At 33.2% G+C, this 15,870-nt stretch carries 14 protein-coding genes and 1 tRNA gene; 13 read left to right on the forward strand and 2 right to left on the reverse strand.

The genetic code is table 11. The annotated features are described in order from the left end of the window. Window positions 1–93 precede the first annotated feature (93 nt). From ACXAG7_RS13975 to ACXAG7_RS14020, 10 genes are all read left to right on the forward strand, one after another. Entirely contained in the window at window positions 94–930 is an 837-nt protein-coding gene (locus ACXAG7_RS13975; RefSeq protein ID WP_476667193.1) for a hypothetical protein, read from the forward strand. A 9-nt stretch (window positions 931–939) separates the two neighbouring features. Continuing rightward, a complete protein-coding gene (locus ACXAG7_RS13980) occupies window positions 940–1,491 on the forward strand; it encodes a hypothetical protein (RefSeq protein WP_476667194.1) in 552 nt (183 codons plus the stop codon). Window positions 1,492–1,691: 200 nt separating this feature from the next. Then, window positions 1,692–2,549 carry a hypothetical protein gene (locus tag ACXAG7_RS13985; RefSeq protein WP_476667195.1) on the forward strand — a complete coding sequence of 286 codons (858 nt, stop codon included), beginning with the start codon at window positions 1,692–1,694 and terminating at the stop codon, window positions 2,547–2,549. A 36-nt stretch (window positions 2,550–2,585) separates the two neighbouring features. After that, window positions 2,586–3,035, forward strand: a complete 450-nt coding sequence (locus tag ACXAG7_RS13990) for a DUF4844 domain-containing protein (RefSeq protein WP_476667196.1) — start codon at window positions 2,586–2,588, stop codon at window positions 3,033–3,035. A gap of 905 nt (window positions 3,036–3,940) precedes the next feature. Further along, window positions 3,941–4,525: a DUF6624 domain-containing protein gene (locus ACXAG7_RS13995; RefSeq protein WP_408042468.1), complete on the forward strand. Its 585-nt coding sequence runs from the start codon at window positions 3,941–3,943 to the stop codon at window positions 4,523–4,525. Between the two features lie 472 nt (window positions 4,526–4,997). After that, window positions 4,998–5,165: a hypothetical protein gene (locus tag ACXAG7_RS14000; protein ID WP_408042467.1), complete on the forward strand. Its 168-nt coding sequence runs from the start codon at window positions 4,998–5,000 to the stop codon at window positions 5,163–5,165. Between the two features lie 106 nt (window positions 5,166–5,271). Then, window positions 5,272–6,312 carry a grasp-with-spasm system ATP-grasp peptide maturase gene (gene gwsG, locus ACXAG7_RS14005; RefSeq protein WP_408042466.1) on the forward strand — a complete coding sequence of 347 codons (1,041 nt, stop codon included), beginning with the start codon at window positions 5,272–5,274 and terminating at the stop codon, window positions 6,310–6,312. A gap of 173 nt (window positions 6,313–6,485) precedes the next feature. Next, window positions 6,486–7,469 (forward strand): hypothetical protein, encoded by a 984-nt coding sequence (locus ACXAG7_RS14010; RefSeq protein WP_476667197.1) that lies wholly within the window; start codon window positions 6,486–6,488, stop codon window positions 7,467–7,469. Between the two features lie 106 nt (window positions 7,470–7,575). Next, window positions 7,576–9,768 (forward strand): peptidase domain-containing ABC transporter, encoded by a 2,193-nt coding sequence (locus ACXAG7_RS14015; protein WP_408042666.1) that lies wholly within the window; start codon window positions 7,576–7,578, stop codon window positions 9,766–9,768. Window position 9,769: 1 nt separating this feature from the next. Beyond that, a complete protein-coding gene (locus tag ACXAG7_RS14020) occupies window positions 9,770–11,068 on the forward strand; it encodes an HlyD family secretion protein (RefSeq protein ID WP_476667198.1) in 1,299 nt (432 codons plus the stop codon). A gap of 138 nt (window positions 11,069–11,206) precedes the next feature. Here ACXAG7_RS14020 and ACXAG7_RS14025 read toward each other — a convergent pair. Further along, window positions 11,207–11,279 (reverse strand) — tRNA-Met (locus ACXAG7_RS14025). A gap of 139 nt (window positions 11,280–11,418) precedes the next feature. Here ACXAG7_RS14025 and era point away from each other — a divergent pair. After that, window positions 11,419–12,300, forward strand: coding sequence for a GTPase Era (gene era, locus ACXAG7_RS14030; RefSeq protein ID WP_408042463.1), 882 nt, complete (start codon window positions 11,419–11,421; stop codon window positions 12,298–12,300). Here era and ACXAG7_RS14035 read toward each other — a convergent pair. Next, on the reverse strand, window positions 12,297–12,812 hold the full coding sequence (locus tag ACXAG7_RS14035; RefSeq protein WP_476667199.1) for a GTP-binding protein: 516 nt from the start codon (window positions 12,810–12,812) through the stop codon (window positions 12,297–12,299). The genes era and ACXAG7_RS14035 overlap by 4 nt on opposite strands. 122 nt (window positions 12,813–12,934) lie before the next feature. Here ACXAG7_RS14035 and ACXAG7_RS14040 point away from each other — a divergent pair, with 122 nt between their 5' ends. Both ACXAG7_RS14040 and der read left to right on the forward strand, forming a co-directional pair. Then, window positions 12,935–14,458 carry a choice-of-anchor I family protein gene (locus ACXAG7_RS14040; RefSeq protein ID WP_476667200.1) on the forward strand — a complete coding sequence of 508 codons (1,524 nt, stop codon included), beginning with the start codon at window positions 12,935–12,937 and terminating at the stop codon, window positions 14,456–14,458. 65 nt (window positions 14,459–14,523) lie between these two features. Further along, complete coding sequence (gene der / locus ACXAG7_RS14045) at window positions 14,524–15,834, forward strand: ribosome biogenesis GTPase Der (protein WP_408042460.1); 1,311 nt, start codon at window positions 14,524–14,526, stop codon at window positions 15,832–15,834. Window positions 15,835–15,870: the final 36 nt, after the last annotated feature.

A 15,870-nucleotide genomic window follows, 5' to 3' on the forward strand; every position in this document is an offset into this window, starting at 1 on the left:
AAAGCAATTATGGTAGTTTCAACTATATCAGAATCCACTCGAAATTGCTAAAGTCTTTGCTTAACCGAAAAATTAGTGCGATTTATCAAAAAAATGAGAAAACAAATTACAGTTGAAGAAGCAATAAAAAAAGGACATTTAATCGTAAATGCTCCCGTGTTTATTGTAATTATTGGTTGTCCAGCTTTTGCTATGTACTTATCAGTACAGTATTCAATTCCGAGCTGGGGAATTGGAGCAGGGTTTTTAATAGGATTTCTTTTTGCTTGGTTGATTTGGAGTTTTATGATTACCAAATGGAGAATTTGGGCTTTTGAAAATGTGAGAAACGTTCACGAATTAAAGAAAAGAGCTATCCAAGAAAAATTAATTTGGAATGACGGAAATATTTTCGAAAAAACGGAAATTAGGACTGCCAAGGATAAAATTAAGCTTAAAATACTTGAGAAGAAATTTGAACAAAAAGATAAATTTAGAGAAGACTACTCTCTCCCACCTAAAACAGAAATATACCACTCTAAGGTAGAGTGTTATGTTAATCTCATAGTTTCTATTTTAATAATTGGAGTTGGAATTTACCTTTTTAGTAAAGGGGGAATCAAACTCTATATTTTGAGCATAATTACGATAGGGATTGGAATTTACAGCACCATAAAAGAACTTCGAAAAGTACTCGATACAAAACCAATACTAATAATCGACTCGAAAGGAATCCAAACTAAGAACCTGTCATTTAAAAATTGGTCAACTATAAAAAGTGAGGAAGTTGTTCAAGAAGGTTTCGGCAACTCAGCTAAAGCCTATCTAACTTTCTATTACGACGAAGACAAGTTTGAACAAACAGCAATTGATTCACTGAATATAACACAAAGAGAATTAGAAAATATAATTAGAACATACAGAATACGAAACAATAAAAATAAACGCTAATACAGTGCCATGAAAAAAGAGAAAATTATAGCAAAATTAGAAAAACATTGTTCTGAAAAACTATACGTACGACTGACTAGGAAAAAAGGTGGTTTTCAAGGAATCTCTACTGGATTTATCCTTGATAAGTCGCCTGATTTTATACTACTACAAGAAACTGATGATTTCAGAGTTTTAGGATATCAAATTATTCCCATTCAAACAATTAAACACGTTCGATTTAATAAGAACGACAAAACTATCCATCGAATTTTAAAAGAAGAAGGGGTAATAAATGAGGTTAAAGCCAAATACAAAATTGATTTGACCAACTGGAATTCAATAGCAGAAGACGTTAAAGCAACGGAATTAATAATAATATCGGAATGTGAACATCCGAAGCAAAACTTTTTTTGCATTGGACAATTAAAGCGTATTAATAAAAAGTCTATTTCAATCAGATATTTTAATGCTCAAGGTGTTTTGGATAAAAAAAACACAAAGCACAAATTCAAGGATATAACAAAACTGAGTTTTGACGACCGCTACGCAAACGTATTTTCAAAATATCTAAGGGAATAGTAGAAAGATTAATAGACTTCAAAAACATCCTAAACAACAACTGAATAAATAACTATTACCAACAGCGTATAGCATTCATTACTACCGATAGCCTATTGATGAACAGCTTCGTCTATTTTCTATTCGGTTTTTATTGACTAAATTACGCATTAAACTGTGCAACAACATGTTGTGTTTATTGAAAATAAATTGTTTATAAAATGAAAAGAGCATTATTAATTATTACTATTTCAGTAATTACCTCGTGTAACAAAAAGATTCAGAACACCTGTAAAATTCCAAACTCATTAAAGAATAAAATAACGGATGTCTTAAACAACAAAATTGATTCTGAGGAAGGTTTTTATGATATCAATAATTATCTTTTTGCAAAAGAAGCAGAAAAAAAGTATCACAAAACTGACAGTCTTAAAAACATTAAGAGTTGTGACCTATATACTAAATCCTTAGAAAGTTTTTTTCAATCTGAGGATGTATACAAGCGAGCATTATCTTACAGGTTAATTGGTTTTATGAAAGATTCTCTCTACAATAACAAACTAATAAAAAGATTATCAGAAGGTGAAAAAACTATTTTAAAACAGTGGAATATTATAGCTTTAATGAATAATAAAGTTCCGAATACTTCTGATTTAATTTTTGAACAATTTGTAAATGACACGAGTTTACCTATTCAAATATTGGGTGGGATATTTGTAAAATATGATGATGTAGCCGTAAAGCAAACTTGTTGGAAAAATATAGATTCCAAAAACAAAAAAGCTCAAATTTTGTCGATCCAGTTTTTAGCCTCTTACGGTAGAGATGAAAAACTACTACAGAAAATCAGAGCATTTACAGTTAAATGGGAGGAAGACTACCAAGGATATCTACTTTCGGCTTTGTCAATGCAAAATGAAGGAAACATTAAGGAATTAGTTGTCCCTTATGAAAACACTAAAAACGACCGACTTAGAAATCAAATTATAAGTACCTTAGAAAACAGCCCAACGTCTGAAGATCAATTATACGCTGAAAAATTGAAAAAACTAAATACGGCAAAACCTAAGCTGCATTAAAACGCAGGTTGGTTTATACCTCCGTACATTTTAGAAATGAAGAAATACATTAACATAATTGTCCTGTTGTTAACCTTAACTGGTTACGGACAAAGTGCTATTGAGATGAAAACACCAGAAAATGCGAATGAAAAATTTGCGCAATTTATCGCAAAGAAAAAGTTCGTAGCCGAAAATTACTATAACGGAGTCGCCAATGAAAAAATGCGCTCAATTTTTACAGAGAAAATTAACAACGTCGCATCCGACTTTCAAAGTGTTGCAACATCCGAAAATCCGACTGACAAAAAATATCAAGAGAAAATTAAAATCGGACTGTCAAGATTTGCAGATGTTTATATGAAATTGGATACGGAAGACCGAGAACGAGTTTGTTCGTATTTTGAGGAACTCATGGACATCGTCGGACTGAATAGTTCGAATGGACAACTGAATACATTTATGTACGGTTTTGATCCAATGGAAAAGGCTAAAGAAAAGAATTAGATCTATTCTCACGGGAATCTGTTTACTCAAATTCGAAAGAAACATAGTATATTTTAAATTAGTTTTTGAAATAGGAATTATCCTTTTTAATACTGTTACGATCCATAGAGAACTCTTCAAAAAGAATACAGCGAGATAGAGAGCTTTAAAATTACACGTATCGATCTAGACTAGAAGGTACTATTTTCAATGACACCAACTATTGATTTTTTCCTTTGGGGATTGACAATTAGAAAATCCAACCTGTGGAAAAACTGCCCATTTGATTAAAAAAAAACTTCAACTTCTAAAAGAAGTATTGCTATCAAGACAACAAAATCTCACTCACAGGATTTTTGGCGAAATCCCTAATCAAATTGTAGCTATGTTGACTTTCCACTAAGAATGACTCAATATTTTTTCTCGATAAGCATTCAGATGTGCGGTGGTTGTACACCTGTTGAGATATTTAGAAAGAATAAAAGTTTACGAATACCATTGTTTTTTATCAAATAATTTTTACTTTCGTCAAATATTTAAGAATTGCTATCTGAATATTACTATTTAAAAATTACTATTTGAAAATTACTGCCTGAATATTACTATTTAAAATTACTATCTGAAAATTGCTGCCTGAATATTACTATTTAAAATTACTATCTGAAAATTGCTACCTGAATATTACTATTTAAAATTACTATCTGAAAATTGCTGCCTGAATATTACTATCTGAGTATTACTGTTTAAAGATTGCTGTCTGAAGATTATTCTCTGAAGATTTTTTTCCGAAGATTTCTGTCTGAAAATTCTTTCAGGCTCCATTTTACAAAATGAACTTAAAAGATCAAAAATATTTATCGTAGAACAAATAGGTGGAAGCCGAAAAACCTAAAAAAGAGTAGGCCATCAAAATAAATACCAAACAAATGAAAAAAATACTCTTGAGTATCTTAACTATTTTTATTGTATCCGTATCAATTTTTCTCTATATCAAAAGAGATAATTTTGTCTATGTAGGATCAGTAGACATTATTGACGTTGATTGTAGTAAAAAACTTCAAATTTTGAGCGAGGTTTATGAGAGTGATCAAAAGATTAGAAAGGCCAATGATCTCATCAAACATGCTAAAGAAGATCATAGAAATCAAGAATTAGTAATTAGCATTATTGAAAAGTGTGGTATCCCAACATTAAATGAAGTAACTCAAAAAGAAATGACTGCAATATGGTTGGGGCTACAACATACTACTAAAAAGCATAGAAAAAAATACTTCCCACAGATAGAGAAAGCAGTAAAAAATGGAGATTTATCTAAACAGCAATATGCATTGATGAAAGACAGGATTTTAATGGATGAGGGAAAACCTCAAATATATGGTTCACAGATCAAAGACGGCAAATTGTATCAATTAGAAAATCCTGCAACAGTAAACGAAAGAAGAAAAAAAATGGGAATGGGGACGATAGAAGAATATTTAAAGCGCTTCAACATTCAATTTAATCCGAATTAAAAATTCCACCTGTCCTAAAAACAGGTGACCCAAGTTATTGAAAAAGTATTAATTAAAATAAGAAAAAAATTGCAGTTTATTCAAAAAATACAAGTTATAGAAAGAGTCGATAGCTTAATCAAGCTAAAATCAACGGGAACAGCTCATGAATTATCACGACGTCTATGCGTTTCTAAACGAAGTGTATATAATATTCTTGAGCTAATGAAAAATATGGGGGCACCTATAGAATATTGTCAAATAAGAAGAACATATTATTACTCCTATCAATGTGATTTCGTCCTTGGGTTTATTGAGAGTAAATAATCCTTAAGTAAACGAAGATAAAATTTCTAATAATTTTTTCTGAGTGCAAAATATTTGCACAAACGCAATTTAAATTAGCACCATCGATGGGATAAGCTGCAGATTATCTCAGTAGGAGATATTCTTCATCCTATAAAAGAAGAGTTAATATTTAAATTATTTTATTATGTTAAAATTAGAAGATTTTAAAATTAAAGAAATTGAGACTTTAGACACAATCAAAGGTGGTGAAATGGGGCGTCCACGTCAATGTGCTGAAATGACCCATTCGTATGTAAACTTTTTAGGTTGGATTGTTAAAACTAAATCAGTTGGTGATATTCACGACGATTAAACCATTGCTCAATAAGTATTGAGTAAGAAGTTAACTTACAAAGATTATCTCTATTAGTAAATTATTATTTGAACGTAGAGATAATTTTATTTTAAAATAAAAATCAATGGAAAAGCATTTAATAGTAACTCAAGATAGTGATAAATCTTCAGATGAAGTTTGTAGCTGGTTTTATAGACATGGTGTACATTTCAAAAGATTGAATCTTGATTCATACAAAATGATTGATCGTAATAATGATCTGTATTTTGACTATTTTAATTTCGATAGTGTTGACATCAGCATTCCTGGTAAAACAGAAGTTAACGATGAAAATCTTGCAAAAAAGTATACTTCAATTTGGTATAGAAGACCGAGGGCTAATTTTGACAACATGGTAATAGACCAGACTGAATCAGATCTGTCTAAAATTCTTTTTGATAAAATAAAATCGAATCAAAAATCGGAATTAAGAGAACTTTATGAATACATTTTCAATTCTTCTTTACATGGCTCGGTCGTATTAGGAAATAGATTAAAAACTAGAGTAAACAAACTAGAAATTCTATCTCTGGCAAACAGATTAGGCATTTGCATTCCTAGAACCAAAGTAGTTACTAAAAAGAGTCAAATATTAGAATTCCAAAAAGAGGTTAATAATTCCCTTATAACGAAATCGATCTTTGAACCAATATTTGCCATAGACAATGACTTAGAACAAAGACATATATCTTATACGAATGAATTGACAGATTCTATACTAGAAAAAATACCAAATTACTTCTCTCCGAGTTTATTGCAAGAAAAAGTAGAAAAAGATTTTGAAATCAGAACTTTTGTGATGGGAGAAAACTTTTACAGCATGGCTATATTCTCTCAGAATAACAAAAAAACGGCTGTAGATTTCAGAAAATACGATCGAGAAAAGCCAAACAGAAATATCCCCTTTACTTTACCTGAAGAATTAAAAGCTAAAATAAAAAAACTGTTAAAAGCGATCGATTTTAATACGGGTTCAATTGATATTATCAAAGGTACAGATGGAAAATACTACTTTTTAGAAATCAATTCAGTTGGACAATTTGGAATGGTTAGCAAGCCTTGTAATTATAATATAGAGTATCATATATATAAATATTTAACCAGAAATGAAGAAAAAACTTCTTAATTCGGATATTTCACTTGAACAGTTATCCCTTAACACTATTTTAATTGATTCATTTGAATATTCAGATGATAATAATGGAAGCCAACTTTTTTTAGGTCGAAATTCCTTGATAAATACTAATCAATATCATGTCAGAGAATACTATAAATTAAACACAACAATAATTTTGAATTATGGATAAAAGCAAATTTTTGAGAGTTTTTACAGATTGCTATTTAGTTGAAGGGGATGATGGTTGTGTAATATATGATTTAACAAGACTAAAACTTATTTCTATCACTAAAATAACATACGATGTATTAAAAGAAATAGACGGAAAAAGTATCGATTTCATTATCTCAAAATTCGGAAATAATATAATTGAGATTATTGATTATTTTCTCACTGAAGAAATATGTTTTTTAACTGACCATCCTGAAAATTTCCCTAAGATTAGCGAAGATATATATTTTGAGAATGAATGCTATTCAGCAATCTTAGAAATTGGTTCCTCGTCTCAATATGATTATGTTAAAGTAATAAATGAACTTAATCAACTAGGCTGCCAAATGTTACTGCTTTCCATTAAATCAGATAGTAATATAACGTCAGAAGAAATCTCAAAAATTTTTAATGCTACAACAAATTCTTTTTTGAAATGTATTGATGTAGTTATTCCGAGTTCTTTTGAAAACGTATTTTCTATGGATTTTTTCAACCAAAATATCAGAGTTAATTCTGTAACTTATTTAGGTTCCGAAGAATTTAAGACGGAGACAAATGAGAATTATGTATCAATAAAAAGAATAAAAGATGAAGAATTAAATTGGACTGAAAAAATCGTTCCTACAAATTTCACTTTTACTTTGAAGAGCTTCATGGAATCAAAGAAATACAACACTGCTCTTAATCGTAAAATTTGTATTGATGAATTTGGTTTTATAAAAAATTACATAAATCATCAAGAGCATTTTGGAAATTTATCAGCTACTGATGTTTCAATAAGCCAAGTGTTTCGAAGCTCCGAATTTCAGAAAAAGTGGGACATCCATAATGATCTAATTGAAAAATGCAAATCATGTAAGTTCCGCTATTGTTGTTTTTCAAATTCAGACCTTCATTATTCTGATGAGAAATGGTATAAACTAAATTCCTGCGAAAATTTTGAGCCCGTATAGGTAAGCGCAAATTGATTGCTATCAATCTCAAAATAAAAACGTTACTATAAGCCTAAAGAAAAAGACAATTAAGCACCTTAGAATTTAAGATTTTATAATAAGAATGATTAAATCATTTCCTCATTACAAACAACCCGATCAGAAGGATTGCGGTTCAACCTGTGTCAAGATAATTGCTAAGCATTACGGGAAGACAATCTCTATACAATACCTTCGTGAATTAAGTGAAACTACAAGAGAAGGAAGTAGTTTATTAGGGTTGAGCAATGCTTCAGAAAAAATAGGATTAAGAAGTTTAGGGGTAAAAATTAACATGCACGATTTATTGCAAGCTCCTTTACCTTGCATCCTTCATTGGAACAGTAAACATTATGTAGTTCTTTATAAAATTAAAAAGAATGTTTTTTTTATTTCTGACCCAGCAGCGCACGGCGTACTTAAATACAGTAAAGAAGAACTCTTAAAACATTGGATTGGTAATAATGCAACAGAGCAAACAGAGGAAGGTATAGCCTTATTAATAGAACCAACTCCAAAATTCTACGATTCAGATATTGAAAAAGACAATCAAGGTTTCGGCTTTAATTTTTTATCTAAATACCTATTTAAATACAAGCGGTTCTTGTGGCAGTTAGTTATTGGGTTGGTTACTGCAAGTTTATTGCAGCTAATCTTTCCATTTTTAACCGAAAGTATTGTTGATATTGGTGTTAAAAACCAAGATATACATTTTATATATTTAGTTCTATTTGCCCAATTAGCACTATTCATTGGTAGAACAGCTATTGAGATTATACGAAGTTGGATATTATTGCACCTGAGCACAAGGATTAATATATCTTTAGTTTCAGATTTTTTTATAAAACTGATGAATTTACCTATTGCGTTTTTTGATACTCGCATGACTGGAGATATTCTACAACGGATTAACGATCACAAGCGTATTGAACAGATGCTAACTACGTCATCATTAAACGTGTTATTTTCCATGATGAATTTGTTGGTATTCAGTTTTGTACTGGCGTATTACAACATATTACTTTTTGGTATATTCCTGACAGGAAGTCTTTTATATTTTTTATGGGTTGTTATTTTCCTTAAAAAACGACGAGATTTAGATCATAAACTTTTTTCTGAAATGAGTCAAGAGCAAAGCAAAGTGATTGAACTTGTTAATGGTATGCAAGAAATAAAATTGCACAATGCAGAAAAAAGAAAACGTTGGTCATGGGAGTTTGTACAAGCTCGTTTATTTAAGGTTTCTATTGAAACTTTGGCTTTAGAGCAGTACCAAAGTGTAGGTTCAGGCTTTATTAATGAACTAAAGAATATTTTAATTACTGTACTATCTGCAAAATTAGTGATCGATGGTGATATTACTTTGGGAATGATGTTATCCATCAGTTATATTGTAGGGCAATTAAACTCACCAATAGCGCAACTCATTGAATTTGTCAGAGAAGTCCAAGATGCTAAAATCTCATTAGACCGTTTATCAGAAATTCACAACAAAGAGGATGAAGAACAACAAGATGTTGAGAAAACAACAAATATCCCATTGAATGTAGATATAAAACTTTCTAAAGTATCATTTCGATATATTGGGGCAAGCCAAATGATATTACAGGATTTAGATTTAACCTTTCCTGCAAAAAAAGTAACTGCAATAGTTGGAGTCAGTGGAAGTGGTAAAACTACGTTAATGAAATTACTCTTAAAGTTTTATGACCCCAATAATGGTCAAATAAAAATTGGTAATCACGATTTACAAAATATATCTCAAAAAACATGGAGACACCAATCTGGAGTTGTCATGCAAGAAGGCTACATTTTTAATGATACCATTGCTAATAATATCGCTGTAGGTGAGGATTATGTGGACAAAAAGAAACTTGCACATGCGGTCGATGTCGCCAACATTCAAGAGTTTATTGAATCTTTACCTCTTTCCTATAACACAAAAATAGGTATGGAAGGTGTTGGCCTTAGTACAGGACAAAAACAACGTTTGTTGATAGCAAGGGCGGTGTATAAAAATCCAAACTTTTTATTTTTTGATGAAGCTACAAGTGCATTAGATGCCAATAATGAAAAAGTAATTATGGAAAAACTCAATACTTTTTTTGAAGATAAAACAGTAGTTGTGATTGCCCACAGGTTAAGTACTGTAAAAAATGCACATCAAATTGTTGTCTTGGATAAAGGAAAAATTGTGGAGGTTGGAAATCACAATACTTTAATTCAGAAAAAAGGAAACTACTATCACTTAGTAAAAAATCAATTAGAATTAGGAAAATAAAATGCCAGAAAATAATCATTTAGATAATATAGAGCTACGAAGCGAAGAAGTACAAGAAATACTTACTAAAGTCCCCCATTGGATGATACGTTGGGGAAACTCTTTATTATTAGTATTAATCCTAATGTTGTTACTTTTATCTTGGTTTGTCAAGTATCCAGATATTATCACTTCAGAAACAATCGTAACCACTAAAAATCCTCCTCAAAAAGCATTTGCCAGAGTTACTGGAAAAATAGACACTATCTTCGTTAAAGACAACCAACAAATTACGGAGAATACGCCTATTGCTCTCATTGAAAATACCGCTAACCACGAAGATGTATTTTTCTTAAAATCTGTTTTAGATACAATTACCTTGAAAAAAGATAGCTTTTCTTATCCAATTGAAAAAATACCTCTTTTATTTCTTGGAGATATTGAAAATGTTTATGCCAATTTTGAAAACAATTATATACAATACATTTTAAATAAAAAGTTACAACCTTATTCAAATGAAGCGATTGCTAATAGTATTGCTACATCTGAATTAAAAAGAAGACTACAAAATCTTAGGTCTCAGAAGCGAATTAACAAAACCGAATTGGACTTAAAAAAGAAAGATTTGGATAGAAGTAATTCCTTATTTGAAAAAGGTGTTATTTCAGCACAAGATTATGAGACTAAACAACTAGAGTATTTACAGACCGAACGTAACTATCAAAATATGAGTTCATCAATCTCTCAATTGCGTGAAGCTATAGCTAATAGTAATAAAACGTCTAGGGGAACTGAAATTACTCGTATTCGTGAAGAAATGACTTTATTAAAAAACACGATTCAATCTTTTAATTTACTTAAGAAAGCTATTAAAGATTGGGAATTACAATACGCTTTTATCTCTAAAATAAACGGAACAGTATCTTTTTTGGATTATTGGAACAAAAACCAATCGGTGACACAAGGTGATTTGGTTTTCACAATTATTCCTTCTGAATATTCAGACTATGTCGCTAAACTAAAAACTCCTTTACTAAATTCTGGAAAAATAAAAGTTGGACAACAAGTAAATGTAAAATTGCAAAACTATCCTGATTATGAGTTTGGTGTTTTGAGAGGAACCGTTAATAATATTTCTAATATTCCCAGTAAGGAAGGGTTTTACACTATAGATGTATTACTTCCTAAAAACTTAATTACATCCTATAATAAAAAGATTAATTTTAAACACGAAATGCGCGGGACAGCAGAAATTATCACCGAAGATTTACGCTTAATTGAACGTTTCTTCAATCAATTTAGAAAAGTCTTGAATAGGTAATGATTATAAATTCATTATTTATAAAATAAATTACTTTCTTCAAATAGACCTGGAAAAGGAGGCTCGTCTGAACCTTTTCCATGCGCTATTTACCCCAAATAAAAAAAGAGCCCCAATCTCTTGAAACTCTTTACTCAGTAGCGGGAGCAGGACTCGAACCTGCGACCTTCGGGTTATGAGCCCGACGAGCTGCCTACTGCTCTATCCCGCGATTTGCGGTTGCAAAGATAGGACTTTTTATTACTATTTTCCAAATAAACTTAACAATTTCTAAACATTTATTTTTAAAACCATCATTAACAAGCCATTAAAAAAAGTCGCTTCTGTAAAAAAGAGCGTATCTTTGCAGCATGACACATAAAGCTGGATTTGTTAACATCATTGGAAACCCCAATGTTGGTAAATCAACCCTAATGAACGCCCTTGTTGGCGAAAAACTTTCTATCATTACCTCTAAGGCGCAAACTACCCGTCATAGAATATTAGGTATCGTAAATGACGACGATTATCAAATTGTCTTTTCAGATACCCCAGGAATTATCAAACCTGCCTATGAGTTACAAGAATCCATGATGGATTTTGTAAAATCAGCTTTTGAAGATGCTGATGTCCTCATCTATATGGTAGAAGTCGGAGAGAAAGAACTAAAAAACGAAGCTTTTTTTAATAAAATTATTCACAGCAAAATCCCTGTGATTCTCTTGTTGAATAAAATAGATAAGTCCACACAAGAACAGGTAGATGAAAAAATTGCCTATTGGAGAGCCAAAGTTCCCAATTCTTTTGTATTCGTCATTTCTGCTCTTGAACGATTTAATGTGGAGACCGTATTCTATAAAATCATCGAATTGCTCCCAGAAGGGCCTCCCTTCTACCCCAAAGATCAACTGACGGATAAACCAGAACGTTTTTTTGTAAACGAAACCATCCGTGAAAAAATCTTACAACAGTATAAAAAAGAAATTCCGTATTCTGTAGAAGTTGAAACGGAAAGCTTTGTCGAGGAAGAAAACATCATCAAAATACGTTCGGTGATCATGGTTGAACGCGATACGCAAAAAGGAATCATTATCGGACACAAAGGTAGCGCTATTAAACGCGTAGGAACCGATGCCCGCAAAGACCTACAGCACTTCTTTGATAAAAAAGTATTTTTAGACTTACACGTTAAAGTCAATAAAAACTGGCGTTCTAACGACCGTCAGCTGCGTCGCTTTGGTTATAAAGACTAAGCCGACGACTTGAGCTGTAATAGCAAGCCTTTTGTATAGGCTTTTAAATCGTCCATCTGTTTTTGACCTGTAGCTTTGCCAATACTCCCAATAAAGTATAAACTAATCCATATTAGGGGGAGTACTACCAGCATGGTTACAGGTAAAAACAAGGACTTTTCTAATCGATAGTTAGCATATGCCAAAACGGCGAATACGACAAATGCCGTCCCTACTGCAAAGTGAATAAACATAAATAGCGTCCACACCTGAGGTTTCGGACCAAACAATCCCCGAATTTTACTGAGTCCATCTTCACCTCCTTCGATTTCCAACTGTAATTGCGGTGACCAATAATGTGCTTCCTTTTCAGGAACATCAATTACAATGTGCTCATCTACTACTTTAATTCTATAGGTATTTTCTACCCCTTTATGCGCTTCAAAACGCGCTAAAAGCTCAGCGGCATTCATAGCAAAGTCGAATTGAAATCGCGGTTTAAGAAAAATCTGATTATACACTTGATCATCCATTGGTAGTATTGTTTGATGATAACAATTTACAAACATTCTGTTCACAATCATAACTTTTCATTTCTTTTTGTCTAACCTTCAGCTAATAGTGAAAGTGAAGTTTTGTAAAAACTAACAAAACAATGAACTACCTACGCAAAGGGCTATGTACCCTTATCCTCGCAGCCTTCCTAGGATGCAACGACGAACAGCCTCAAGACAGCCCTGTAAATTTAGCGGTCAATTTTCAACATCGAACAACCTTAAAAGTCGGTGGTGAAGGAGCTGCTGAAATAACCGCCTACGATACACGTAGCAAAAAACTATTTATCGTAAACGTGGAAAAAAAAGAAATTTCAGTCTACGACATCAGCGATTTAAACGCCCCTAAACAAAAAAACAGCATTCCTATAGGCAATGGTGCTCCCAATAGCGTCAGTTGCGCCAACGGAAAATTAGCCGTGGCCATTGAAAATACCGTCAAACAAAACAACGGGAAAGTACATATTTACGATGCTGCTACTCAAAACTTAGAACAGAGTTACACCGTAGGTGCGCTTCCCGACATGCTCAGTTTTAGTAAAGACGGTAAACTCTTGTTATGTGCAAATGAAGGGGAACCTAATAAAGACTATACACAAGATCCCGAAGGTAGCGTGAGCATTATCAATACAGCTAGTAAAACTGTCAAAACCCTCGACTTTAAATCTTTTAACTCGCAACTTTCAAGTTTACAGTCAAAAGGGCTTCGTGTTTTTGGCCCCAATGCAACCTTAGCACAAGATGTTGAACCGGAATACATTGCCATAGCTGATAACGGAAAAACTGCGTGGGTTTCCTTACAAGAGAACAATGCCATCGCCAGGGTAAATTTGACGAGTCAAACCATAGAGGCCTTGTATCCTTTAGGGTTTAAAGATTATAGCTTGGAAAAGAATTATATCGATCCTAGCGATAAAGATGGTAAAAAAGAACTCCGTAAAGTCCCCGTTTTTGGTATGTACCAACCCGATGCTATTTGTTCGGTAACCATCAAAGGGACCCAATACCTCATATCAGCCAATGAAGGAGATTCCCGTGAATACGAAGGAACTCCTGGTTATGTAGGGGAAACACGCGTCAAAAAACTACGCTTAGACCCTACGGCATTTCCCAGTAGTGAAGACTGGCAAAACGAAGCGAAACTCGGTCGGCTAAAAATCGCTAAAGACCTTGGAGACACCGATAATGACGGAGATTACGATGCATTGTATTCGTATGGTGCCCGCTCCTTCAGTGTTTGGTCAGAAAACGGCAACCTACTTTACGACAGTGGAAATTCCATAGCAAAAGAACTCATGGCCCGCAGTGCCGATAGGTTTAATGACAATGACAAGCGCAGCGATGACAAGGGAGCAGAACCTGAAAGTGTAGCCGTTTTAAATATTAAAGATCAACGCTACCTACTGTTCGTCGGTCTCGAACGCACCGACCAAGTACTTGTTTATGACCTTACAACACCTACGAATCCAAAGTTCTTAGACATCTTATCGCATTCAGGCGATGAAGCACCTGAGGGGATACTAACGCTAACCGCCGACGAAAGTCCTTCTGGTAAAGAACTCGTCATTATTGCTAATGAAGATAGCGGTACGGTTAGTATTTTCGAAAACATCGCATCAAATTAACAACTTAACAACTATTGGAGGCTTTCAATAGTTGTTTTGTTTTACAGAAACACTACCTTTGCAGCATGAGTAGTATTATTGCAATTGTAGGGAGACCTAACGTAGGTAAATCGACCTTATTTAATCGTTTAGTTAAGCGTCGTGAAGCTATTGTAGACTCAGTAAGCGGAGTTACGAGAGATAGACATTATGGAAAATCTGAGTGGAACGGGAAAGAATTCTCTGTAATCGATACAGGAGGATACGTGATCGGTTCAGATGATATTTTTGAAGGAGAAATTAGAAAACAAGTACAGCTCGCCATCGATGAGGCGGATATTATTGTATTTGTAGTGGATGTAGAACAGGGAATCACTCCTATGGACGATGCCGTTGCAAAAATTTTACGTCAAGTTAAAAAGCCATTATTTATGGCTGTAAATAAGGTAGACAACGCCATGCGTGATGCTGATGCCGTTGAATTCTACAATTTAGGACTTGGTGATTACTACACCATTTCATCTATAAACGGAAGTGGAACAGGAGAATTATTAGACGCTATTGCCGATGAAATTCCCGCTCCTTTTGACGATGAAGAACCTGTAGACGAATTACCGCGTTTTGCTATCGTAGGACGTCCGAATGCAGGAAAATCGTCGTTTATCAATGCCTTAATTGGTGAAGACAGAAACATCGTTACAAATATAGCCGGAACCACCCGTGACTCTATCGATACGAAATACAATCGATTTGGATTTGAATTCAACCTAGTAGATACAGCAGGGATTCGAAAAAAATCAAAAGTAAAAGAAGACTTAGAGTTTTACTCAGTAATGCGAGCGGTAAGAGCCATTGAACACTCTGATGTTGCCGTGGTTGTCATTGACGCTACCCGTGGATTTGAAGGACAAGACGAAAAGATTTTTTGGCTTGCTGAAAAAAACCGCAAAGGAGTTGTTATTTTGGTAAACAAGTGGGATTTAATCGACAAAGAGACCAATACCATGCGTGATTTCGAAGCAGAAGTACGAAGAAAAATAGCACCGTTTACAGATGTGCCTATCATCTTTATCTCTGCCTTGACCAAACAGCGTATTTTCAAAGCTATTGAAACGGCTGTAGAGGTATTTGAAAATCGCAAGCGCCGTATTCAAACGAGCAAGCTCAACGAAACTATGTTGGAGATCATGCAACACAACCCACCTCCAGCAACAAAAGGAAAATTTATTAAAATAAAATATTGTATGCAACTGCCAACGCACACGCCACAGTTTGCATTCTTCGCCAATTTGCCGCAGTACATCAAAGATCCGTACAAGCGTTACGTTGAAAATCAGCTTCGTGAACACTACGATTTCACTGGAGTTCCGATAAGTATATACTTTAGGCAAAAATAACTTTAACACATCTTTAACTCATATATATGTAATCTT

The sequence above is a fragment of the Tenacibaculum sp. AWR4_210 genome (assembly GCF_056160945.1).

Excerpts from the sequence above, each read along its gene's own strand:
- ACXAG7_RS13975 (WP_476667193.1), top strand. The coding sequence starts at position 94 with ATGAGAAAACAAATTACAGTTGAAGAAGCAATAAAAAAAGGACATTTA.
- ACXAG7_RS13980 (WP_476667194.1), top strand. The coding sequence starts at position 940 with ATGAAAAAAGAGAAAATTATAGCAAAATTAGAAAAACATTGTTCTGAA.
- ACXAG7_RS13985 (WP_476667195.1), top strand. The coding sequence starts at position 1,692 with ATGAAAAGAGCATTATTAATTATTACTATTTCAGTAATTACCTCGTGT.
- ACXAG7_RS13990 (WP_476667196.1), top strand. The coding sequence starts at position 2,586 with ATGAAGAAATACATTAACATAATTGTCCTGTTGTTAACCTTAACTGGT.
- ACXAG7_RS13995 (WP_408042468.1), top strand. The coding sequence starts at position 3,941 with ATGAAAAAAATACTCTTGAGTATCTTAACTATTTTTATTGTATCCGTA.
- ACXAG7_RS14000 (WP_408042467.1), top strand. The coding sequence starts at position 4,998 with ATGTTAAAATTAGAAGATTTTAAAATTAAAGAAATTGAGACTTTAGAC.
- gwsG (WP_408042466.1), top strand. The coding sequence starts at position 5,272 with ATGGAAAAGCATTTAATAGTAACTCAAGATAGTGATAAATCTTCAGAT.
- ACXAG7_RS14010 (WP_476667197.1), top strand. The coding sequence starts at position 6,486 with ATGGATAAAAGCAAATTTTTGAGAGTTTTTACAGATTGCTATTTAGTT.
- ACXAG7_RS14020 (WP_476667198.1), top strand. The coding sequence starts at position 9,770 with ATGCCAGAAAATAATCATTTAGATAATATAGAGCTACGAAGCGAAGAA.
- era (WP_408042463.1), top strand. The coding sequence starts at position 11,419 with ATGACACATAAAGCTGGATTTGTTAACATCATTGGAAACCCCAATGTT.
- ACXAG7_RS14035 (WP_476667199.1), bottom strand. The coding sequence starts at position 12,812 with ATGGATGATCAAGTGTATAATCAGATTTTTCTTAAACCGCGATTTCAA.
- ACXAG7_RS14040 (WP_476667200.1), top strand. The coding sequence starts at position 12,935 with ATGAACTACCTACGCAAAGGGCTATGTACCCTTATCCTCGCAGCCTTC.
- der (WP_408042460.1), top strand. The coding sequence starts at position 14,524 with ATGAGTAGTATTATTGCAATTGTAGGGAGACCTAACGTAGGTAAATCG.